Genomic DNA, 21,438 nt, shown 5'->3' with positions numbered 1-21,438 from the left:
CCGCCCCGTCACCGCCCCGGCTTGTACTCGCCGAACTCGTCGCGGAGCACGTCCGAGATCTCCTGGACCGTCGCGTACGCCTTCACGGCGTCGACGACGTGGGGCATCACGTTCTCGGTTCCGCGCGCGGCCTCGCGGAGTCCCGCGAGCGCGTCGTCGACCGCGTCGTCGTCGCGGTCGGCCTTCACCTCGTTCAGGCGGTCGCGCTGGTTCTGTTCCTGGTCGGGGTCGACCTCCTCGAGGTCCATCTCCGGCTCCTCGTCGACCTCGAACTCGTTGACGCCGACGATGATCCGCTCGCCCTCCTCGATCTCCTGTTGGCGCTCGAAGGCGACGTCCTGGATCTGCCGCTGGACCCACCCGCTCTCGACGGCCTCCAGCATGCCGCCGCGGCGGTCGACCTCCTCTGAGATCTCGAACGCCTCCTCCTCGATCCCGTCGGTGAGGTCCTCGACGTAGTACGACCCCGCGAGCGGGTCGATCGTGTCGGCCGCCCCCGACTCGTGGGCGAGGATCTGCTGGGTGCGGAGCGCGGTGCGGACGGACTTCTCGGTCGGTAAGGCGAGCGCCTCGTCTTTCCCGTTCGTGTGGAGGCTCTGGGTGCCGCCGAGGACCGCGGCGAGCGCCTGATACGAGACGCGGACGACGTTGTTCTCGATCTGCTGGGCGGTAAGCGTCGAGCCGCCGGTCTGGGTGTGGAACTTCAGCTGCTTCGATTTCGGGTTGTCGGCGTCGAACCGCTCGTCCATGATCTGCGCCCACATCCGGCGCGCGGCGCGGAACTTCGCGGCCTCCTCGAAGATGTTGTTGTGGGCGTTGAAGAAGAAGGAGAGCTGCGGGGCGAACTCGTCGACGTCGAGACCGGCGTCGATCGCGGCCTCGACGTACTCGACCCCGTCGCCGAGGGTGAAGGCGATCTCCTGGGCCGCGGTCGACCCGGCCTCGCGGATGTGGTACCCGGAGATGGAGATGGTGTTGAAGCTGGGAGTCTCGGCCGCGCAGAACTCGAAGATGTCCGTGATCAGCCGCATCGACTGCTTCGGGGGGTAGATGTAGAGGTTCCGCGCGATGTACTCCTTCATGATGTCGTTCTGGATCGTCCCGCGGAGCTGGTCGCGCGGGACGCCCTGCTTGTCGCCCATCGCGACGTACATCGCGAGCAGCACCGCGGCGGGGGCGTTGATCGTCATCGACGTGGACACCTCGTCGAGCGGGATGCCGTCGAAGACGGTCTCGAAGTCGTCGAGGGTGTCGATGGCGACGCCCGACCGGCCGACCTCCCCCTCGGCCATCGCGGCGTCGGAGTCGTACCCCATCTGCGTCGGGAGGTCGAACGCCATCGACAGCCCCGACGACCCCTCGTCGATGAGGTACTGGAAGCGCTCGTTCGTCTCCGCGGCGGTTCCCATCCCGGCGTACTGGCGCATCGTCCACAGGCGCCCCCGATCGGATCGTCGAGTAGACGCCCCGGGTGTACGGCTCCTCGCCGGGGTAGCCGAGATCCTCGCGGTAGTCCGTCTCGGCGTCGGCGGGCGTGTACAGCGGGTCGACCTCCTGGCCGCCGGTGTCGGTAGTGAACGTCTCCTCGCGCTCGCCGAACCGGTCGACCGTCTCGCCGTAGGTGCCCGCCTCCCACGACTCCTTGGCCTCCCGGATCGCGGCGAGTTCCTCAGGGTCGTACATTACTAAATCGGTCGACCGAGCGGGACTTAACAGTTTTCAGGCCCGGGTCGGTGCGGCGGGCGGGAGCGGAGCGGATCGACCGTGGCGATTCGGCGCGCCCGGCCCGCCGATCCGATTTAAGTGTCACGCGTCCGAGACGCTGGTATGGACGTGCTCACGGAGCCCGCGCGTCGCTTCCTCGCTGCGACGGCGCCGGAACACACCGAGATCCAGGCGGAGATGGCCGACCTCGCGGACGAGTGGGGGTTCCCGATCATCGGTCCCGAGGCGGGGGCGGTCCTCCGCCTGCTGGCGCGGCTGACGGACGCGGACCGCGTCTTCGAGTTCGGTTCCGGGTTCGGCTACTCCGCTACCTGGTTCCTCCGGGGCGGCGCCGAGCACGTGGTCTGTACCGAGTTCGACGCCGACGAGGCCGAGCGCGGCGCCGCGTTCGCCGCCGACGGCGGCTACGCCGAGAGCGTCACCTTCGAGGTCGGCGACGCGATGGAGACGGTCGACCGCTACGACGGACCCTTCGACGCGGTCCTGATCGACCACCAGAAGGGCCGGTACGCCGACGCCTACCGGACGGTCCTCCCGAAGGTCCGGTCGGGGGGCGTGATCGTCGCCGACAACATCGCGCGCGGCCCGATCGACTTCGAGGCCCTCGTCGCGCACTTCGAGGCGGGCGAACCGCTCCCGGACGCCGCGGTCGACGAGGAGACACGCGGCATCGGCGAGTACCTGGGGACCGTCCGCTCGGACGACGCCGTCGAGACCGCGGTCCTCCCCGTCGGCTCCGGGATCGCCGTCTCGACGGTCGTCGGGTGAACTCGAACGAAACGGTTATCATGTCGGATTGGAAACACCATCATAGATGAGCGGAGGGACCGGAGCCGACGGGACCGACGCCGGACGGGAGCGACCGATTGTCCGCGTCCTCGTCGTCGACGACGAACCCGAGTTCGCGGACGAGACGGTCTCGGCGCTGGAACGGCGCCGCGATCGGATCGACGCGGCGACTGCCGAGAGCGCGTCGTCGGCGCTCGACGCGCTGTCGTCGTCCTCGTTCGACTGCGTCGTCTCGGGGTTCGAGCTGCCCGAGACCGACGGGGTCGAGCTGCTCGAAACCGTCCGCGAGCGACACGGCGACCTCCCCTTCGTGCTGTTCACCGGAGCGGGGTCCGAAGCCGTCGCCAGCGCCGCGGTCTCCGCGGGCGTCGACGAGTACGTCCGCGGGGAGACGCCGGACCGGTACGACCGGCTGGCGACCGCCGTCGACGAGGTCGTCCCACGCACGCGGAGCGAGCGCCGGATCGCCGAGCACCTCGACCGGATCTCCGACGCGTTCTGCGAGGTCGACGGCGACTGGCGGGTGACGCACCTTAACGACCGTGCGACCGACATGATCGACCTCGACGCCGACGAGCTCCTCGGAGAGCGTATCTGGGACCTCTTCCCGAGACCGTCGGCACGGACGGCGAGGCGACGCTCCGCGAGGCCGCGGCGACCGGCGACCCCGTGCGGTTCGAACAGTACGTCGACCGGCTCGGGGCCGACCTCGCCGTGAACGCGTATCCGACCGGCGACGGTCTCGCGCTGTACTTCCGCGACGTGACGGAACGGCGGGAGCGCGAGCGCGAGCTCCGAGAGCTCTCAGAGCGCCTCCAGCTGGCCGTCAAGGGGGCCAACGTCGGCGTCTGGGACTGGGACGTTCAGACCGACGAGGTCCGGTTCGACGAGCAGTGGGCGGCGATGCTCGGATGCGATCGCGAGGAGATCGAGTTCGATCTCTCCTCGTGGGAGGACCGCGTCCACCCGGACGACCTCAGCTCGGCGTGGGGCGCCATCGAGACCCACTTCGCCGGGAAGACCGACCTCTACCAGTGCGACTACCGGATGCGGTCGAAGTCCGGCGAGTGGAAGTGGATCCGTGACCGCGGCCGTGTCGTCGAGCGGACCGACGACGGCGAGCCGCGTCGCGCCGTCGGTATCCACATCGATGTCACCGAGGAGAAGGCGCGCGAGCGGGAGCTGGAGCGGTACCGTCGCATCGTCGACGAGCTGCCCGAGTCCGTCTGCGTCTACGACGCCGACGGCCGGTTCGCGCTCGTCAACGACCACGCCGCCGACGTGTACGGCACCGCTCCCGAGGCGCTCGTCGGAGCGGAGAGCCGCCTCGTCGAGCGGATCCGAGCGGAGAGCGACGGCGACCCGTTCGAGGCGCTCGTCGACGGCGACCGCGACTCGCTGACCGGAACGAGGGAGCTCGATCTGCCGACGAAGTCGGACGCCATCGTCGACTACGCCCTGACGCGGCTCGTCATCGACGGCGAGTTCGACGGGGTGCTCGGTATCTCCCGCGACGTGACCGACGAGCGGCGGCGACAGCGGCGGCTCGAACACACCTCCGCGCGGCTGGAAGCGCTGTTCGAGCGCTCCCCGGACATGATCGACATCCACGACGAGGCGGGGGAGATCGTCGACGCCAACCGGGCGATGACGAACGAGCTGGGGTACGACCGAGACGAGGTCGTCGGCATGGACGTGTGGGAGGTCGACGACGGACTCGATCCGGAGGAGGGCGTTCGGCTCTGGGACGGCCTGGAGATGGACGAGACGGTTCGGCTGGAGACGTCGTTCGCCCGCGCCGACGGCTCGACGTTCCCCGTCGAGGTCCACGTCAGGCGTATCGACGTTCGCGGCGAGGACCGCTTTCTGGCGAGCAGCCGCGACATCTCCGAGCGCAAGGCGTACGAGCGCCGCATCGAACGCGAAAACGAGCGCCTAGACGAGTTCGCGTCGATCGTCTCACACGACCTCCGGAACCCGCTCAACGTCCTCTCCGGGTACCTCCGGCTCGCCCGCGAGACGGGGACCGACTCGTACTTCGACCGCTGTGAACGCGCGCTCGACGAGATGGAGCGGCTGATCGACGACGTGCTCGCGCTCGCAAAACAGGGCGAGACGGTCGGGTCGTTCGAGCGCGTCCACCTCGGCGAACTGACCGCCGCGTACGGCGACGAGGCGTTCGGCTCGACCGGCGGCGAGGACCCGTTCGGGGGGATCGAGGACACGGAGGGCGGTGCGGAGGGACCGCCGATCGAGATCGCGGTCGAAACCGACAGCGAAATCTGCGCCGACCCCGGGCGCGTCCGCCAGCTCCTCGGGAACCTGTTCCGGAACAGCGTGGAACACGGCTCCACGGACAGTGGCGCGGAGCCGGCCGACGCCGACGAACACGGCGTCGAGCGCGTCGTCGTCGGCGACCTGCCCGACGGCTTCTACGTCGAGGACGACGGACCGGGGATCGATCCGGACCAGCGCGACAGGGTGTTCGAGAGCGGCTACACCACCTCCGAGACGGGCACCGGCTTCGGTCTCTCGATCGTCCAGCGCATCGCCGAGGCGCACGGCTGGGAGGTCGCGGTCACCGAGGGCGACCGCGGCGGCGCCCGCTTCGAGTTCACCGGGATCGACCGGCCGGAGTCGACCGCCGAGGAGGCGGAGTCGACCGCGGGAGAGGTCGAGTCCCGGGACTGAGCGATCGAGCCGCGAGCGAAAAGACGGCGGAGCCTGCGGTCCGGCTCAGAACGCGCCGGGGTAGACGCTGATGTCGGCGTGGAGTCCCTCGCGGAGCGCGCTGTGGACGTGACAGATGCCCTCGGCGCGCTCGGCGATGTCGGCGGCGGTCTCGTCGTCGAGGTCGGTCTCGACGTGGACGTCGAACGCGATCGATTCGAGGTCGTCGTCCTCGTCGAGTTCGGCGCTCGCGTCGATCTGGATCTTGCCCAGTTCCTCCTCGCCGCGCTGGCTCCCGCCGACGCGGAACGCCGGAAGGTAACAGGAGGCGTACGTCGCGACGAGCGTCGCGTTCGGGTTCGGTCCCGTCTCGTCGGTCGCGTCGATCTGGAGGTCGAACTCGCCGACCTGGCTGGTGCTGGCGTACCCTTCTTCGGAAACGGTGGACGTCTCGATATCTGCCATAGTCGAGTGTTGGTTCGGTCTCGCGCGGATAAAGGCTATCGGCATCGGCACGTCGAGGACGCACCGAGCCGCGGCGCGACGCCGGTCGGTCGCGGTCAGCGACGCGTCAGTCGTCTGTTCGCGGCCGCCGCCGCGTCAGTCGTCGCCCGGCGCGTCCGCCGTCATTCCGGTCGCGCCCCGGAGGTCGGCCTCGATCGCCTCCAGGGTCCGGCCATTGGTCTCGGGGACGGTGCGGTAGGTGAACAGCAGCGCGACGACGCTACAGGCGCCGAACAGCCAGAACGTCAGCGGCGTGCCGATCCCGTCGAGCAGCACGGGGAACGACAGCGTCACCGCGAGGTTCGCGAGCCAGTTGGCGACGGTCACGATCCCCATCGCGCTCCCGCGGACGGCGAGCGGGTAGATCTCGGAGATCAGCAGCCAGAACACCGGCCCGAGTCCGATCGCGAAGAACGCGACGAACGAGATGAGCGTGAGTGTCGCCAGCCAGCCCAACCCGCCGGTCGGATCGGCGAACTGGAAGACGAGCCCGGCGACGGTGAGCGACCCGATCATCCCGCCGGTCCCGACGAGCAGGAGCGGGCGTCGCCCGACCCGGTCGACGAGGAGGATCGCGACGACCGTCATCACGACGTTGACGGTGCCGATGAACACCGACGCGAGGATCGACTGCGAGCTTCCGAACGCGGTCGACTCCAGGATCGTCGGCGCGTAGTACATCACGGCGTTGATCCCGGTGATCTGCTGGAAGATCGCGAGCCCGAGACCGACGATCAGCGCCGGGCGCATCCACGGGCTGAGGAGGTCGCGGACCCCGCTGTCGGACTGGGCCTCGACGGTGGTTTCGATCTCCGACAGCTCCGACTCGATGTCGCCGTCGCGCGTGCGACGGAGGACCGCGCGGGCCTCGTCGGTCCGGCCCTGTTCGTAGAGCCACCGCGGGCTCTCGGGCATCCGGATCATCCCGGCCGCGAGCACGACCGCGGGGATCATCCCCGCGCCGAGCATGATCCGCCACGACCCGGAGCCGGAGAAGGCGTAGTTGACGAAGTACGACGAGAGGATCCCTACGGTGACCATCAGCTGGTTCAGCGACGTGAGACCGCCACGGACCGAGGGCGGCGCGATCTCGGAGATGTACAGCGGACCGACGATCGACGCGAACCCGATGGCGATCCCGTCGATCATCCGTCCCGCGACGAGCACCTCGACGGTCGGCGCGACCGCCATGAGGAACGAGCCGAGGAAGAACACCCCGGCGGAGACCAGGATGAATCGCTTGCGACCGATGCGGTCGGATATCTGTCCGCCGACGGCCGCACCGGCGGCCGCGCCGACCATCGCGCCGCTAACGACGATCCCCTCCACTAGGGGACTCAGCTCGAAGGTGGTGTCGATGAAGAGGATGGCACCCGAGATGATCCCCGTGTCGAACCCGAACAGGAGTCCGTTGAGCGCTGCGAGCGCGGAGACGATGTACACGAACCGTCCGCCGTCCCCCCGGATCACAGCCCGCATATCAGCGGTTGACATGGTGTACCAATTCGGTCCTAACCAACTTTTATTTAGAAGACTTTTGGTTTATTATTAATTTAAATACATCCAATATATTTGTGCTGACAACGATATACGAAATCTACACTCAGCTACCTAATATTTATTCAGATTCGAATAGTATTCTACAACCGGTCGCCGGCGATGTCGCCTCGCCGCGTCGAACGGAGACCGCACGCGGACCTCGCGCTCCGCGATCACGTCGTCGCCTCGAAAAAGCGACCGTCGCCGCGCGTCGCGCCAGCCGCGTCGGATCAGACTGGCATCCGGAGCGTCGCCGCGCTACTCGAGCGTGTACGTCTCGTCGCCGTCGAGGACGACGGGCTCGGCTGCGGCGCCCGCGGCCTTCACCTCGTTAACGAACTCGCGCGTCTCGATCTCGATCGGCCCGAACGAGTCGTAGTCCGATCGGGAAGACGACGTCGGCGCCCACCCAGTCGGCGGCGATACCGGCGCCCGCGGGACCCATCGTGAAGTGGTCACCGGCGGGCAGCGCGGCCGCGTCCGGTTCGAGGTACGGCGCGATCACGTCGACCATCTCGGACATCAAGCCCGTGTCGCCCGCGTGGTAGAACGTGGTACAGTCGGCGTCGGACTCCTGGGTCGGCTTCTTGTCGCCGATGACGAACCCGGTCGGCATCCCGGCGGAGGTGCCGTACCCGGTGTCGATGCCGTTCGAGTGGTCCGCGCGGACCATCGTCACCCACGCGTCGCCGACCTCGACGGTGCCGCCGATGTTCATCCCGCCGGCCGGGAGCGTGTGTTCGTGGCCGAAGTTCTCCTGAACGTAGCTGGTCAGTTCCGGGGTCGCGACCACGGTGGCTCCCTCGAACCGGTCGGCGTCGGCGATGTGGTCGGTGTGCCCGTGGGTCAGGAGGAGGTAGTCGGGGTCCAGCTCCTCGGGGTCGACGTCGGTCTTCGGGTTGTCGAAGAACGGGTCGATGAGCAGCTCCGTGTCCTCGACGACGACGTGCCACGTGGAGTGGCCGTGCCAGGTGAGTTCCATGGTTCGTTCGGTACATCTCGGCGAGCGGTAATAAAACTCGACGCCGCAGAATCCGTCGCCCGGCGGCGAAAGCAATTAACCGGGACGAGCGCGAACCCTCGGGTGAATGCCCTCCGAGACCAGCGATCCGGACGGTCCCTCCGCCGCGTGTCCGGCCTGCGGTGAGGCGGTGCCCGCCGGGGCGAGCTTCTGTCCCGACTGCGGCGCCGACCTCGGCGACCCCACCGACCCCGCGTACTGCGCCGAGTGCGGCGAGGCGTTCGACGACGACGACCGCTTCTGCTCGAACTGCGGCGCGTCGCGGTCGGGCGGCGGCTCGACCGCGGTCGCGTCCGACCCGTCGACCGACGCATCGCAGCGGTCCGGCGGCGCGGACTCGTCCCCGTCGCGTTCGTCGTCGTCTCCGGGAGAGAGTCTGCGCTCCTTTCGCCGCCGGGTTCAGGACCACCTCGACGCCGGGTGGGAGATCGAGCGGGACGACGGCGACCGGGTCGTCCTCGTCGACAGGGGGATCGGCTCCGTCGGCGTTCACATCCTCCTGTTCGTGTTCACCAGCGGGATCGGGAACCTGCTGTACGGCTGGTGGCACTACTCCAAGCTGGCGGAGCGCCGCCGGCTCGTTCGCGGCGACGAGACGCCCGCGCGCGCTCCCACTTCCGGTCGCGAGGGAGAGACGTGGGTGGAGATCGTCTCCGCGTACATGATAACTGCGTTGCTGCTGCTGATCGGTGGCCTGATCACGTTCCTCGCGGCGACGAGCAGTTCCCCGCCCGCTGCGCTGATCGGACTCGCGTTCGCCGGACTCGGACTCGGCGTGGCCCCGCCGGTGCGCCGACGGCTCGACCGCCGGCACGGGATCACCAAGTTCGGCCGACAGAAGACGGTCGACCATCGAGTTGTTCGCCCGCCGGAGTCCGTCGACGAGACCTGCGTCGTCTGCGGCGAGGAGTTCGAGCGCGGCCTCGTCAGGCGGCGCCGAGACGAGACGGTCGTCGCCGGCGTTCCGGTCCGCACCCACTCGATGCGCCACAACCACTACTGCGCCGACTGCGCGCGGTCCGAGGTGTTCGGCGACCGCGTCGGCGCGCCGTCGCTCGACGAGCTCGCGGACGACACGGGCGCAGTCGACGACGGAGATTCGGGCGCAGTCGACGACGGAGATTCGGGCGCAGTCGACGACGATGTCGCGGATGGTTCGGCCCGGGAACCGACGGGCGATCCGTCGGACGGGGCGACCGACTCGGTCCGCGAGGCGACCGACTCGGCCGAGTGATACGGCGGGGGCAGGACCGCCATCGTCGTCGATTGCCTCTCCGGGAACCCTTTTCGGGCGGCCGCCCAATCGCACTCGTATGTACCGCGCACGGTTCCGCGACCCGGCCGGATCGATCCGCGAGGGCGAGTACGACCCGGCGACCGACACGGTCGCCTTCGGCGGCGACGAGTACGCGTTCTCCGACCCCGCGATCGACGTGCTCGCGCCGACCGACCCCTCGAAGATCGTCTGTATCGGCCGCAACTACGCCGACCACGCCGCCGAACTCGGCAACGACGTGCCCGACCGCCCGATGCTCTTCCTGAAGCCGCCGAACGCGGTGGCGAGCCACGGCGACACCGTGACAGTCCCCGCCGGCAAAGACCGGATCGACTGGGAGGCGGAGTTCGCGGTCGTGATCGGCGAGCAGTGCAAGGCGGTCGACGCCGAGGACGCGATGGACGTGGTCGCGGGATTCACCTGTATGAACGACGTGTCGAACCGCGACGACCAGAACCGCGAGCAGAACTGGGTGCGCGGGAAGGCGTTCGACGGCGCCGCCCCGCTGGGTCCGGTCCTTGCGACGCCCGACGAGGTGCCCGCCGACGCGAGCGTCGAACTCCGCGTCAACGGCGAGACGAAGCAGTCGAGCGACCGCGAACACATGATCTTCGACGTGCCGACGCTGATCGAGGAGATCACGACGTACCTCACGCTCGAACCCGGCGATGTCATCGCGACGGGCACCCCCGAGGGCGTCGGCGCGCTCTCCGACGGCGACACCGTCGAGGTTGAGATCGAGGGCGTCGGCACCCTCGAACACGACGTTCGCGTGCCCTGAGCGCCGCGGCGGTCGCCCTCGCTCGCGGCGCTGAGCGGGCCGACCCGGTCGGCCGCCAAGACCACGCTTAAGCCCGCCGCCCTCCGACTCCCGGGCATGCGACCACGGGATCTCTCCGATCACTCGCCGTACGTACCCGGGCGGGGCGTCGAGGAGGTCGCCCGCGAGCGCGGGCTCGACCCCGACGACCTCATCAAGCTCTCCTCGAACGAGAACCCGCACGGCCCGAGTCCGGCGGCCGTCGAGGCGATCCGCGAGCACGCCGACCGGGTGAACCAGTACCCGAAGTCCTCGCACACGGACCTCACCGCCAAGCTCGCCGAGAAGTGGGGCGTCGACGACGAGCAGGTGTGGGTGTCGCCGGGCGCCGACGGCTCGATCGACTACCTCTCGCGCGCCGCCTTGGAGCCGGGCGACGAGGTGCTGGTGCCGAGTCCCGGCTTCGCCTACTACGCGATGTCGTCGCGGTACCACCACGGCGAGGTGACCGAGTACGACCTCTCACCCGCCGACGGGTTCGCGCAGGACGCGGAGACGGTGCTGAGCGCGTACGGCGGCGAGCGGATCGTCTACGTCACTTCGCCGCACAACCCCTCCGGCTCCACGATGCCGCTCGACGAGGTCGAGGCGATCGCGGACGCGACCGCCGAGGAGACGCTCGTCGTCGTCGACGAGGCGTACGGGGAGTTCGCCGACGTCGACAGCGCGATCCCGCTTGTCGACGAGCGCGACGACGTGGCGGTGCTTCGTACCTTCTCGAAGGCGTACGGTCTCGCCGGACTCCGGATCGGCTACAGCGTCGTCCCCGAGGCGTGGGGGGAGGCGTACGCCCGCGTCAACACGCCGTTCGTGGCGAACGAACTCGCCTGCCGGGCCGCGCTCGCCGCGCTCGACGACGACGAGCACGTCGAGCAGTCGGTCGAGACGGCCCGCTGGGCCCGCGAGTACATCGCCGACGAGCTGGACGCGCCGACCGTCGACTCCGCGGGCAACTTCGTGCTCGCCGCGGTCGGCGACGGCGAGCGCGTCGCTGAGGCGGCCCAGGAGCGCGGCGTGATCGTCCGCGACTGTACCTCGTTCGGACTCCCAGAACACGTCCGGATCTCGACCGGCACCCGCGAGGACACCCGCGAGGCGGTCGAGCTGCTCAACGAGACGCTGGCGGACCTCGAACTCGGTGTCCGCGCGTGAGCGACCGTTCTGACTCTGCTGACAGCGCCGACCGCGGTCGCGCCGACCGCGTCGCGGTCACGGGCACTCCCGGCACGGGGAAGTCGACCGCGACGGCCCTGCTCGAAGACGGGTACGACGTGATCCACCTCAACGACCGGATCAAGTCGGACGACGACCTCTGGACCGAGCGCGACGACGACCGCGACACGCTCGTCGCCGACCTCGATGCGGTCGCCGAGGAGCTCGGCGACTGGTCGGGCGTCCTCGACTCGCATCTCGCGCACCGGTTCGACGTGGACCGCGTGGTCGTGTTGCGCTGTCACCCGGAAAAGATCGAATCCCGGCTCGAAGCCCGGGGCGAGTCGCCCGAGACCGCCGCGGAAAACGCCGAGAGCGAGGCGCTCGACGTGATCCTCTCCGAGGCGGTCGCCGAACACGGCGCCGAGAACGTCTACGAGGTCGACGCCACCGACAGCGACCCCGAGGAAGTCGCCGACGCGATCCGGGCGGCGATAGACGGGGAGCGAGAGCCGAGCGCCGGCACCGTGAACTTCATCGATTATATATGAGCCGGCCGCGAGCGTCGGAACGTTAGATGACCCTCGACCAGTACCGCTCCGTGGCGGACCGCCTGCTCGGCCCGTGGGTGTCGGCGGCCGACAGGCTGGGTCTCTCGCCGGATCAGGTGAGCGTGATCGCCTTCCTCGTCGCGGTCGCGGCCGCCGGCTCCTTCGCCGTCGGGTCGGCCCCCCTCTACGCGGTCGGCGCGCTGCTCGTCCTCCTCAACGGCTGGCTCGACGTCGTCGACGGGGCGCTCGCGCGCCACCAAGGGGTCGCCTCCGACGGCGGCGACTTCCTCGACCACGTCCTCGACCGCTACGCCGACGTGGCGATCATCGCGGGGTTCACGGCCGGCGTCGAGGCGTACGCGCTCGGCTTCGCCGCCGTCACCGGCGTCCTCCTCACCTCCTACCTCGGCACGCAGATCCAGGCGGTCGGCATCGGCCGCGAGTACGGCGGGCTCCTCGGCCGGGCGGACCGCCTCGCGCTGGCGGGGATCGTGGGCGTCGTCGCCGCGGTGTACCCGTCGCCGATCGCCGCCGGACTGAACGTCGTCGGTCTCCTGCTGGCGCTGTTCGCCGTCGTGGGACACCTCACCGCGGTCCAGCGGTTCCTCGGCGCGTGGCGGGACCTGTAGGCGGTTCGGGAGTCCCGGAATCTGAACGCGGAGCCGAACACATTCGGACGAGAGACCATCCCCCTGTGGGCGCGTCCTCGATCCGAGAGATGGCCACCGAAATCGACCTGCGAGACCGGCCGGACGAGGAGGGCCGAGAACGGCTCCGCGACGCGCTCGACGCGGCCGAGACGGGTGAGGAGCTTCGTATCGTCGCCGACCGCGACGTCGACGTCGACCTGATCCGATATCAGATCGACCGCGGCCGCGACATCGAGTGGGAGTACGAGCAACCCGACGCGGAGACGCGCGAGGTCGGCGTCGTCGACCGCGGCGAACTCGACGGCGGGGCGCTGGGAACCGCCGACGTGCGCGACCTGCTACCGCAGCGCCGACACGAGGTGCTGCTCGCGGCGTTCGACCGCCTCGAACCGGACGAGGGGTTCGTGCTTGTGAACGACCACGACCCGAAGCCGCTGTACTACGAGCTCCAGTCGACCTACGGCGACGTCGTCGGCTGGGAGTACGCGAGCCGCGAGTCGAGCGAGTGGCGGGTCGAGATCCGGAAGACCGACGAGTCGACGGCCGCCGACTCGGACGCGTTCACGCGGTACGACGTCCGCGAGATCCCGAAGCCGGACCGTCACGAGACGATCCACCACCGCTACGGGATGATCCCCGACGGCGAGACGATGGAGATCGTCGCGCCCCACGAGCCGCGGCCGCTCCACGGGGAGTTCCGCGAGCGTTACGGCGACGCGTTCCGCTGGGAGGTGGTCGAGAAGGAACCCGGTCGGTGTCGCGTCCGGATCACGAAGACCGACGGGTCCGCCGCCGCGAGCGACGAGGCAGAGCACGAATCGGCGGCGGCCGACGACGGGACAGCGGCGTCGGGAGGGAGCGGTGGAGGTGCGGGCGCAGGCAGCGAGCCGCCTGAGGCCACCCGGAAACTGGACGTGCGCGACCTGCCGCCGGCGCAGCGTCACGAGGAGATATTCGACGCGTACGCCTCCCTCGGCGACGGTGACGGGTTCGTGCTGGTGAACGACCACGACCCGAAACCGCTGTACCACCAGTTCGAGGCCGAGGCCGGTCCCGAGTTCCACTGGGAGTACCGCAAGCAGGAGCCGGGCGAGTTTCGGGTGCTGATCGGAAAGAGCGAGGCCGGCGCTGAGGGTTCGCCCGTTTCCGAGGAGACGAGCGCCCCGTTCTGACCGATCCTCCGAATCCCGATCAGAACGGTGCGTCTGTCGAGCGGCTCTGTGCGCTCGCCTCCCCCGTTCCCCCCATCGGATTCGATCCGACGCCGACACGGTCGTCGGACTCGGACTGTACTTCGCCCGTTTCGAGGTATGCCTCCTCGAGCTCTACGAGGCGGTCGTTCACCGCCTCGCTCTGGTTGTCGCATCGGGGCCGCGCGAACCCGGACGAGGTCGTACTCGTGGCGGTCGGCGAGCCCGTTCCACGCGCGGAACGATCCGATCGTCAGCGTGTGCGTCTGCGGGCAGAACGGCGTCGTCGGCGTGAACTCCGCGCGGAGGACGCGGTCGAGGTCCCCTTCCTCGGGACCGTCGCCTCCGAAGGCGTCTCCGTCGACGTCGGCGGGACCAACGGCGTCCGCGGGGTCGCCGCGCTCGACGGCGTAGCGGAACCCGGCGTTCCCGTGGCGCGTGTCGAGGTTCAGCCGCGCGAGGTTGTAGTTGAACGTCATGTCGTACACCTTCCGCTCCTCGAAGCAGTCGCGCGTGAGCCGGTGGAACGCGAGGTGGTCGACGCCGTCGAGCACGTCGTGACCGTCGAGGAACTCCCCCGGCCGCGGGAGGTTGTCGGCGACGAACTCGTCGTACCCGTCGAACAGGTCGTCGTCGTCGGACCCGAAGGGAGACGGAAAACTGGGCATACTCGACCATCGTCTCCCGCCGGGGTATCCCTGACCCCGCAGATGTTCGGGCCGGCCCGGTTGTCGTCTCGGCGCGCCCCGCGAACATCACCGCCGAGACGAGGGAACGATTTAAAAGTGTCCGGTCGGAACGGGAGGTATGCCCACTTTCGAGCTGAACCTCTCGGACGACGTGTACGCGGAGTTTCAGCAGCTGGCCGACGAGGAGTTCGTCTCCGAGGAGCAGGCCGCGGAGGACCTCATCGCCTCCGGCATCGAGGCGTACAACGTGAGCGTCGTCGACGACGAGCCCCGCGACGAGATGCTCGACGGCGCCGAGAACAACATGTTCGACACCGCGGAGGACCCGGGCAGCATCGAGGACGACCGGCTGTAACGAACTCGGTCTCCCCGCCGGCCGGGGGCCCGGCGCGCTCTTTCTTCGACGCATCGCTCGTGACGCCGAGCCGCGGCTGTGCGAGCGCGACGGCGGTCGCCTCCGTACCGCATCGACGGCACAGCCGAAACGATTAAACCGTCTTCCTGAGAAATAGTAAGCAAACAGTAAATACAAATTCTCCGACACTATTTTCCGGGCGGAGCGGCTATCCGTGAGCGATGGATCCGAAAGAGGACGGCATCTCGCTCGATCCCGATCCGCGGTGGGAGGACCGATACGAGTCGGTGCGCGAACGAGTCGAGACCGTGTCGGACGACCGACTGCTCGACGTGTTCCACATCGGAAGTACCGCCATCCCCGACGTCCCGGGCAAGCCCGTGCTGGACGTCATGCCGATATACGCCGACACCGGCGGTATGCGGGCCGCCGCGGAGGGGCTCGCCGCGGCGGGGTTCGAACGCGAACACGACGACGACGACACGGTGGTCGTTATTCGGCGAGAGACGGACGGCGTCGTCGCCGTGCGGATCGGACACCGTCGACGCGGACCAGTGGCGGCCGATGCTGCTGTTTCGCGAGTACCTGATCGACCACCCGAGGGCGCGGGCGGAGTACGCCCGGGTCAAGCGCGACGCGGCTGCGAAACACGGCGACGACATGACGGCGTACACCGAGGCCAAGTTCGAGGTCGTTCGGTCCCTGACGCGGGAGGCCCGCGAGGCGGGCTACGAGGAGCGGCTCCCCGCGTTCGAGTGATCCGGAAGGCTGTCCCGAGGCCGACGTGGAGCCACCAAGCGATTTCCGCCCGACTCGTCCGCGGGACTCCGCGGAGTCGACGACCTCGAACCGGTCAGTACCCCAGCCCCAGTAGCCGGTTCGCCGACAGCGTCGCCAGCCCGAGCGCCATCACGCAGGCGAGCAGCCCGAACGCGACTGCCCAGCCCGCGGCGTCCGAGACGGTGCCGACGACGACGCTGCCCGAGGCGCCCGTGACCATGTACGCCGTCCGGACGAGTCCGAAACCGGCGCCGCGCTCGGCGTCGGACAGGAGATCCATGAACCGCGACTGGACCGGCGCGCCCCACGACATCGCGAGCCCGACGAGAGCGACGCCCGGAACCACCGCGGGGAGTCCCAGGTCGAGCGTCGCGGCCGCGACGAGCGTCCCGTAGCCGAGGACGCCGGCCCCCATCGTCACCATCGCGGTGGCGTCGCGGCCGATCCGGTCGGACACCGACCCGGTCACCGGCTGGGTGCCGCCGTGGACGACGAAGTACACCGAGAACAGGAGCGCCGACAGCGCGCTCGACAGGCCGGTTCCGAACTCCAGGAACGTCGGAAGGAAGGAGGCGGTCGCCTGCCACGTGAACGCGCCCATCGTCGCCAGCGCGGTCGTGTAGAGGATCCGCGGCCGCGAGAGCAGTTCGACGAGCGGCCCGAGCGCGAACCGCTCGCCCATCGGCTGGTCGGGACGGAGGGGTTCGGTCGGACGGACCCGCCACGCGAACAGGAGGAACACGGGGACCGCGACGGCCGCCCCGAGGAGGACGCCGGCGCGCCAGCCGTACCGCGATCCGACCAAGGCGGCGGCCGGCGGCGCCGCCAGTCCCGCGAGCGGTCCGCCGGCGACGTGGACGCCGACCGCCCGGCCGGTGTCGTCGAACTGCCGCGTGAGGAACGTCGTCGCGACCGAGTAGTGGAGGCCCGCGCCGACGCCGAGCGCGGCCGCGAACAGCGCGAACGCGACCATCGACGGCGACGCGGCGAGGAGCACCGACGCGACCGCGGTGGCGCCGACCGCGGTGAGGATCACGCGGCGCTCGCCGTAGCGGTCGCCGAGGACGCCGGAGGGGAACTGCGCCAGCGCGTACGTGAGCCACATCCCGCTGAGCGCCAGCCCGACTGTGCCGTTGGTCACGTCGAACTGCGCCGTGATCTCCGGGACGAGCGGGCTGACGACCAGCCGCGCCACCATCGTCCCAGTGAACGCGAGCGTACAGAGCGCGAGCGCCGTGTGTTCGTACCGCCAGTTCACGGTCGCGGATGCGCCCCGAAATAAAAAGGGGGTTCCGGTTGCGGCCCGGTTGACCGGCTGTCCCGGCCGGCACCGTCGGCGGCGTTCCGCCGTCGGATCGCGGTTCGACCGGTCGAGCGGGAGCCTCTCTTCGCCTCGCAGCAGTTACTCGTCGACGATTCTCTCGATCCCCTCGCTCACCTGAACGACCATCGCCGCCTGCTGTTCGACCGCGGCGGTGATCCCCTCCGTCTCGTCGCGAATCTCCGCGGCGTTGCCGGCGGTCTGGTCAACCATCGCCGCGATCTCCTCGGTGCTCGCCGCCTGTTCGTCGGTCGCGGTCGCGACCTCCTCGATCCCCGAGGAGAGCTCCGTCGTGGAGTCGTCGATGTCGGTGAGCTTCTCGGCCGCCTCTTCGACCTCCTCGCGGCCGTCTTCGACCGCCTCGGCGTTGGCGTCGAGTTCGTCGACCGCCCGATCGGTGTGGCGCTCGATAGCGTCGACGAGTCCCTCGATCTCGCCGGTGCGTCCCTGAGACTCCTCCGCGAGCGACTTCACCTCCTCGGCGACGACCGCGAACCCCGAACCCGCCTCGCCGGCGCGTGCGGCCTCGATCGAGGCGTTCAGTGCCAGCAGGTTTGTCCGCTCGGCGATGGCGTTTATCGCGTCGACCATCTCGTCGATCTCAGAGACGGTCTCCTCGATCGCCTCGACCCGCTCGGCGAGGTTGTCGGAGGTCTCGTCGATCCGGTCCATGGCCCGCCGCGCGTCCGCGGCCGCCGAACGGCCCTCCGCGGTGAGGTCGTTCACCTCTTCCGACTCGCTGGCGACTTCCTCGGCCGAGGAGGCGACCTCCTCGACCGCCGCACTCATGTTCGAGACCTCGTCGCTCACCTGGACCATCCCCTCGAACTGCTCGGCCGAGAGCCCGGCGATGTCGCCGGTGCGGTCGGCGACGTCGACGGCCGAGTCGTGGAGCTCGTTTAGTCCACTCGCCGCCTCGCGAAGCGCCGCCTCGCGCTCGGCCGAGAGGTCGCCGGCGTCGACGTCGTCGACGTCCGCTATCCCTTCGCTCAGCGTCTCCGCGACCGCGTCGGTCGCATCTCCGACGTCGCCCGCGTCGTCCATCGACGCGGCGACGTCGTCCGACACGCCGCCCGTCGTCCCGTCGCCGACCACGGTGCCGTCGTCGGCCTCGGTGCCGACCCCGCCGTCCGCCGCGACCGTCGACCCGCGAGGCTTTCCGTCGGATCCCTCCTCAGTCGGCGTCTCTGATTCCGCGTCGCTCGCGTCTGCGTCGTCACGTCCCGTCGATTCGCGAAACCTGTCTCGCATCTAAGCCATAAACGGGCGGTCGGAGTATAACGATTCGGCTACGATTCTCAGCGCTGATTCTGCCGGGTCGTCGCGCGCTCGGCCGGATATCGGATCGGTCCGCGTCGACCCGTCGACAGCGGTCAGACGACGAACTCGATCGGGTAGTCGGTGAGGTTCTCGTAGCCGTCCTCGGTGACGACGATGAGGTCCTCGATCCGGACGCCGCCGATCTCGGGGTCGTAGAGTCCAGGCTCGACGGTGATGGCGTGGCCCGGCTCCAGCTCCTCGCCGCCGCTCGCGAGCCGCGGCGACTCGTGGACGTCGAGACCGATGCCGTGGCCGGTCGAGTGGATGAACCCGGTCTCCGTCTCGGGGTCGGTCCGAAAGGTGGGCTCGCCGGCCTCCTCGTACACCTCGCAGGCGGCGGCGTGGACGTCCTCGCCGGTCGCGCCCGGCTCGACCGCGTCGAGCGCGGCGTCCAGCGCGCGCTCGGTGAGTTCGTACCACTCGCGGACCGTCTCGCTCGGCTCGCCGACGCAGAACGTCCGCGTCATGTCGGCGTTGTACTTCGTCGCCTTCGAGCGCGGGAAGATATCGATGATGATCGCCTCGTTCGCTCGCAGCGGCCCCGACCCGCGGTCGTGCGGGTCCGCGGCCTGCGCGCCGCCGGCGACGATCGTCTCGTCGAGCGCGCAGCCGTGTCGCAGCAGGGTCACCTCGATCTCCTCCGCCACGCGCTCGCTGGTGAGCGGCTCGCCCTCGTGGAGCAGGACGCCCGGCTCCGCGTCGCCGACCTCGGCGTCCTCGCCCGCCACGTCGGCGCCGGCGATCAGCTCCTCGGCAGCCCGCATCGCAGCCTCGTTCGCCCGCTGGGCCTCGCGGATCGCGTCGATCTCCTCCTCGGTCTTCACCGCACGAACCGTCTGAAGCCGGTCGTCGGCGTCGACGGAGACCTCGATCCCGCGCTCGCGGAGGGCGTCCGCGGTGCCGACCGGGCCGCGCGGCGGCATCGAGACGGAGTCGACCCCCTTGTCGCGGACGAACTCCGTGTACATGTCGTTGCGGGCCTCGCGGCCGCCGTACTCGTAGTCGTAGTCGGCGTGACGCTCGACGGTGTCGGCCGTCGCCTCGGCCTTCGCGCGGCCGTACTCCAGCCCGCTGACGAGGACGTGGACCTCGCCGTCGGCGTACAGCGTGAGGAATGGGTCGGGACCGGTGAACCCGGAGAGGTACAGCTGGTTGGCGTCCTCCTGCGAGGCGTCGATCAGGTAGCCGTCCGCCTCGAGGTCGGCGAGTCGGTCGTCGAGCCGCGGTCGGTTCATACCACTCTCTGTTCGGCCGACGCTCAAAGCGGTTGTCCTCGCGGAACCGCGAGCGACCCTGATTGCCGCGACAGCTCGCGAAACGCCTATATACTACATCCCCGCTCAGACCGCGTCAGTTTCGCGCTCGTCCGTGCTCCGCTCGACCCATCGCCAATTCCGAATTGTACAGGGTTGTACACGCCGTTTTCGGCCGTGTCCCTGAGTCACCAGACACGGAAACGTTTAAGTATTTGGGTCACTTACCTAAGGGTGAGGAAAACACCGAGAATCGTCTCTCGGTTTCGTTGTTCCCTCCACGTACCAAACCAATGAGCGAGAACCTTCGAACGTACACGACAGAGACCGTCGACGACGAGAGCGAGACCGAGTCGGAAAGCGAGGAGGAGGAGCTGCGGTGCCCGGAGTGCGGCGGACAGTTAGCGACCGACACGGAGCACGGCGAGACCGTCTGCGTCGACTGCGGACTCGTCGTCGAGGAGGACGAGATCGACCGCGGGCCGGAGTGGCGCGCGTTCGACTCCAAGGAGAAGGACAGCAAGTCCCGGGTCGGCGCCCCGACGACGAACATGATGGACGACAAGGGGCTGTCGACGAACATCGGCTGGCAGGACAAAGACGCCTACGGCAAATCGCTGTCCAGCCGCCAGCGCGAGAAGATGCAGCGGCTGCGGACGTGGAACGAGCGGTTCCGCACCCGTGACTCCAAGGAGCGCAACCTCAAGCAGGCGCTCGGCGAGATCGACCGCATGGCCAGCGCGCTCGGACTCCCCGACAACGTCCGCGAGACCGCTTCCGTCATCTACCGCCGCGCGCTTGACGAGGACCTCCTTCCCGGCCGCTCCATCGAGGGCGTCTCGACGTCGTCGCTGTACGCCGCGGCCCGGCAGGCGGGGACGCCGCGCAGCCTCGACGAGATCGCTGCCGTCTCTCGGGTCGAGAAGGACGAGATCGCGCGGACGTACCGCTACGTCGTCCGCGAGCTGAAGCTGGAGATCCAGCCCGCCGACCCCGAGAGCTACGTCCCGCGGTTCGCCTCCGACCTCGGCCTCTCCGACGAGGCCGAGCGACGCGCCCGCAGCCTCCTCGACACGGCGAAAGAACAGGGGATCCACTCCGGGAAGTCGCCGGTCGGACTCGCCGCGGCCGCCGTCTACGCCGCCTCCCTCCTGGTCAACGAGAAGGTGACCCAGAGCGAGGTCAGCGAGGTCGCGAACATCAGCGAGGTCACCATTCGGAACCGGTACCACGAGCTCCTCGAGGCCGAGGACTCGGTCGCGCTGAACTGACGCGCCCTCGGCTTTCGGGCGTCGTGACGTTCGGAGTCCGTTCCGTTTTCAATCGCCCTTTTCGCCGTCGTCACCCTCGCCGTCCCAGTAGTCCACGTCGTCGCCGATCCGGTAGTACCCCGACAGCGACCGCTCCTCGCGGCCGCCCGGCGGCGAACCGACGTACACACCGAACTTCTCCGAGTCCGGGTACACGGTCACGTCCGGCTCGCGCATCGTCGAGACGACGAGGTACCGAAGCGGCTCGTCGCCGTCGTTGACCACGCGGTGCGCGCCCGTCTCGTCGGCGGGGAACGCGGCGTACTCTCCGGGGCGAAGCGGGTGCGTGTCCCCGTCGAGCCGGAGAGTTCCCTCGCCCGCGAGGACGTACAGGGCCTCCTCGTTGGCCGTGTGATGATGGTACGGCCACGAGCGTTCCCCCGCCGGAAGCTCGTAGAGACTACATCCAAGGTCCTCGCTCCCCGCGGCCGCGCCCAACTGTTTCCGTCGCCACTCGGCGTCCGCGTCGTCCGGCGTCGTCCACGACAGATCGTCCGCGTTGATCGGTGGCATACCCGCAGGT

At 69.2% G+C, this 21,438-nt stretch carries 15 protein-coding genes and 6 pseudogenes; 12 read left to right on the top strand and 9 right to left on the bottom strand.

The features are described 5' to 3' along the window. Positions 1–8: 8 nt before the first annotated feature. Positions 9–1,683 (bottom strand): annotated as a pseudogene (locus tag ACODNG_RS01665) (acyl-CoA mutase large subunit family protein). Between the two features lie 144 nt (positions 1,684–1,827). Here ACODNG_RS01665 and ACODNG_RS01660 point away from each other — a divergent pair. Next, a complete protein-coding gene (locus tag ACODNG_RS01660) occupies positions 1,828–2,493 on the top strand; it encodes an O-methyltransferase (RefSeq protein ID WP_434522164.1) in 666 nt (221 codons plus the stop codon). Between the two features lie 46 nt (positions 2,494–2,539). Beyond that, positions 2,540–5,205, top strand: a pseudogene (locus tag ACODNG_RS01655) (PAS domain S-box protein). A 45-nt stretch (positions 5,206–5,250) separates the two neighbouring features. On the opposite strand, the gene ACODNG_RS01650 reads toward ACODNG_RS01655, so the two are convergent. The 3 genes and pseudogenes from ACODNG_RS01650 to ACODNG_RS01640 all read right to left on the bottom strand — a co-directional run bounded on the left by ACODNG_RS01650 (position 5,251) and on the right by ACODNG_RS01640 (position 8,209). Next, positions 5,251–5,649, bottom strand: a complete 399-nt coding sequence (locus tag ACODNG_RS01650) for an OsmC family protein (protein WP_209543550.1) — start codon at positions 5,647–5,649, stop codon at positions 5,251–5,253. 135 nt (positions 5,650–5,784) lie between these two features. After that, positions 5,785–7,182: a sugar porter family MFS transporter gene (locus tag ACODNG_RS01645; RefSeq protein ID WP_434522163.1), complete on the bottom strand. Its 1,398-nt coding sequence runs from the start codon at positions 7,180–7,182 to the stop codon at positions 5,785–5,787. Between the two features lie 303 nt (positions 7,183–7,485). Then, positions 7,486–8,209 (bottom strand): annotated as a pseudogene (locus ACODNG_RS01640) (metal-dependent hydrolase). A gap of 106 nt (positions 8,210–8,315) precedes the next feature. Between ACODNG_RS01640 and ACODNG_RS01635 the strand changes: the two are divergent. The 6 genes from ACODNG_RS01635 to ACODNG_RS01610 all read left to right on the top strand — a co-directional run bounded on the left by ACODNG_RS01635 (position 8,316) and on the right by ACODNG_RS01610 (position 13,869). Next, complete coding sequence (locus ACODNG_RS01635; protein ID WP_434522162.1) at positions 8,316–9,482, top strand: zinc ribbon domain-containing protein; 1,167 nt, start codon at positions 8,316–8,318, stop codon at positions 9,480–9,482. Positions 9,483–9,561: 79 nt separating this feature from the next. After that, positions 9,562–10,305 (top strand): fumarylacetoacetate hydrolase family protein, encoded by a 744-nt coding sequence (locus ACODNG_RS01630; RefSeq protein ID WP_434522161.1) that lies wholly within the window; start codon positions 9,562–9,564, stop codon positions 10,303–10,305. Between the two features lie 96 nt (positions 10,306–10,401). Beyond that, positions 10,402–11,496 (top strand): histidinol-phosphate transaminase, encoded by a 1,095-nt coding sequence (gene hisC, locus ACODNG_RS01625; protein WP_434522160.1) that lies wholly within the window; start codon positions 10,402–10,404, stop codon positions 11,494–11,496. Continuing rightward, positions 11,493–12,047, top strand: coding sequence for an adenylate kinase family protein (locus ACODNG_RS01620; protein WP_434522159.1), 555 nt, complete (start codon positions 11,493–11,495; stop codon positions 12,045–12,047). The genes hisC and ACODNG_RS01620 overlap by 4 nt, the downstream gene beginning before the upstream one ends. Before the next feature lie 26 nt (positions 12,048–12,073). Next, complete coding sequence (locus tag ACODNG_RS01615) at positions 12,074–12,676, top strand: CDP-alcohol phosphatidyltransferase family protein (RefSeq protein WP_434522158.1); 603 nt, start codon at positions 12,074–12,076, stop codon at positions 12,674–12,676. 89 nt (positions 12,677–12,765) lie between these two features. Continuing rightward, positions 12,766–13,869 carry a DUF2249 domain-containing protein gene (locus ACODNG_RS01610; protein ID WP_434522157.1) on the top strand — a complete coding sequence of 368 codons (1,104 nt, stop codon included), beginning with the start codon at positions 12,766–12,768 and terminating at the stop codon, positions 13,867–13,869. Between the two features lie 19 nt (positions 13,870–13,888). On the opposite strand, the pseudogene ACODNG_RS01605 reads toward ACODNG_RS01610, so the two are convergent. After that, a pseudogene (locus ACODNG_RS01605) lies at positions 13,889–14,555 on the bottom strand (hypothetical protein). Between the two features lie 139 nt (positions 14,556–14,694). Between ACODNG_RS01605 and ACODNG_RS01600 the strand changes: the two are divergent. From ACODNG_RS01600 to ACODNG_RS01590, 3 genes and pseudogenes are all read left to right on the top strand, one after another. Next, entirely contained in the window at positions 14,695–14,931 is a 237-nt protein-coding gene (locus ACODNG_RS01600; RefSeq protein ID WP_004595847.1) for a hypothetical protein, read from the top strand. Between the two features lie 221 nt (positions 14,932–15,152). Then, positions 15,153–15,422: pseudogene (locus ACODNG_RS01595) on the top strand (GrpB family protein); the annotation flags it as partial. A 64-nt stretch (positions 15,423–15,486) separates the two neighbouring features. After that, a pseudogene (locus tag ACODNG_RS01590) lies at positions 15,487–15,690 on the top strand (GrpB family protein); the annotation flags it as partial. Between the two features lie 94 nt (positions 15,691–15,784). On the opposite strand, the gene ACODNG_RS01585 reads toward ACODNG_RS01590, so the two are convergent. The 3 genes from ACODNG_RS01585 to ACODNG_RS01575 form a co-directional block, all read right to left on the bottom strand. Continuing rightward, entirely contained in the window at positions 15,785–16,969 is a 1,185-nt protein-coding gene (locus ACODNG_RS01585; RefSeq protein ID WP_434522156.1) for an MFS transporter, read from the bottom strand. A gap of 144 nt (positions 16,970–17,113) precedes the next feature. Continuing rightward, positions 17,114–18,283: a methyl-accepting chemotaxis protein gene (locus ACODNG_RS01580; RefSeq protein ID WP_434522155.1), complete on the bottom strand. Its 1,170-nt coding sequence runs from the start codon at positions 18,281–18,283 to the stop codon at positions 17,114–17,116. A 122-nt stretch (positions 18,284–18,405) separates the two neighbouring features. Then, positions 18,406–19,587: a M24 family metallopeptidase gene (locus ACODNG_RS01575; RefSeq protein WP_434522154.1), complete on the bottom strand. Its 1,182-nt coding sequence runs from the start codon at positions 19,585–19,587 to the stop codon at positions 18,406–18,408. Between the two features lie 311 nt (positions 19,588–19,898). Here ACODNG_RS01575 and ACODNG_RS01570 point away from each other — a divergent pair, with 311 nt between their 5' ends. Continuing rightward, positions 19,899–20,876, top strand: a complete 978-nt coding sequence (locus ACODNG_RS01570) for a transcription initiation factor IIB (RefSeq protein WP_434522153.1) — start codon at positions 19,899–19,901, stop codon at positions 20,874–20,876. A 48-nt stretch (positions 20,877–20,924) separates the two neighbouring features. Here the strand turns inward: ACODNG_RS01570 and ACODNG_RS01565 are convergent, their stop codons facing one another. After that, on the bottom strand, positions 20,925–21,428 hold the full coding sequence (locus tag ACODNG_RS01565) for a cupin domain-containing protein (protein ID WP_434522152.1): 504 nt from the start codon (positions 21,426–21,428) through the stop codon (positions 20,925–20,927). Between the last annotated feature and the right edge of the window lie 10 nt (positions 21,429–21,438).

It is taken from the genome of Halorubrum sp. AS12 (genome assembly GCF_051122765.1).
GTDB classification, from domain to species: Archaea; Halobacteriota; Halobacteria; order Halobacteriales; family Haloferacaceae; genus Halorubrum; species Halorubrum trapanicum.
Note: the sequence above shows the minus strand (reverse complement) of the source record. Positions and strands in the feature narration are given on the sequence as shown.

Coding starts and splice junctions, on each gene's coding strand:
- ACODNG_RS01580 (WP_434522155.1), bottom strand. CDS start 18,283: ATGCGAGACAGGTTTCGCGAATCGACGGGACGTGACGACGCAGACGCG.
- ACODNG_RS01610 (WP_434522157.1), top strand. CDS start 12,766: ATGGCCACCGAAATCGACCTGCGAGACCGGCCGGACGAGGAGGGCCGA.
- ACODNG_RS01645 (WP_434522163.1), bottom strand. CDS start 7,182: ATGTCAACCGCTGATATGCGGGCTGTGATCCGGGGGGACGGCGGACGG.
- ACODNG_RS01660 (WP_434522164.1), top strand. CDS start 1,828: ATGGACGTGCTCACGGAGCCCGCGCGTCGCTTCCTCGCTGCGACGGCG.
- ACODNG_RS01575 (WP_434522154.1), bottom strand. CDS start 19,587: ATGAACCGACCGCGGCTCGACGACCGACTCGCCGACCTCGAGGCGGAC.
- ACODNG_RS01630 (WP_434522161.1), top strand. CDS start 9,562: ATGTACCGCGCACGGTTCCGCGACCCGGCCGGATCGATCCGCGAGGGC.
- hisC (WP_434522160.1), top strand. CDS start 10,402: ATGCGACCACGGGATCTCTCCGATCACTCGCCGTACGTACCCGGGCGG.
- ACODNG_RS01635 (WP_434522162.1), top strand. CDS start 8,316: ATGCCCTCCGAGACCAGCGATCCGGACGGTCCCTCCGCCGCGTGTCCG.
- ACODNG_RS01600 (WP_004595847.1), top strand. CDS start 14,695: ATGCCCACTTTCGAGCTGAACCTCTCGGACGACGTGTACGCGGAGTTT.
- ACODNG_RS01565 (WP_434522152.1), bottom strand. CDS start 21,428: ATGCCACCGATCAACGCGGACGATCTGTCGTGGACGACGCCGGACGAC.
- ACODNG_RS01570 (WP_434522153.1), top strand. CDS start 19,899: ATGAGCGAGAACCTTCGAACGTACACGACAGAGACCGTCGACGACGAG.
- ACODNG_RS01615 (WP_434522158.1), top strand. CDS start 12,074: ATGACCCTCGACCAGTACCGCTCCGTGGCGGACCGCCTGCTCGGCCCG.
- ACODNG_RS01650 (WP_209543550.1), bottom strand. CDS start 5,649: ATGGCAGATATCGAGACGTCCACCGTTTCCGAAGAAGGGTACGCCAGC.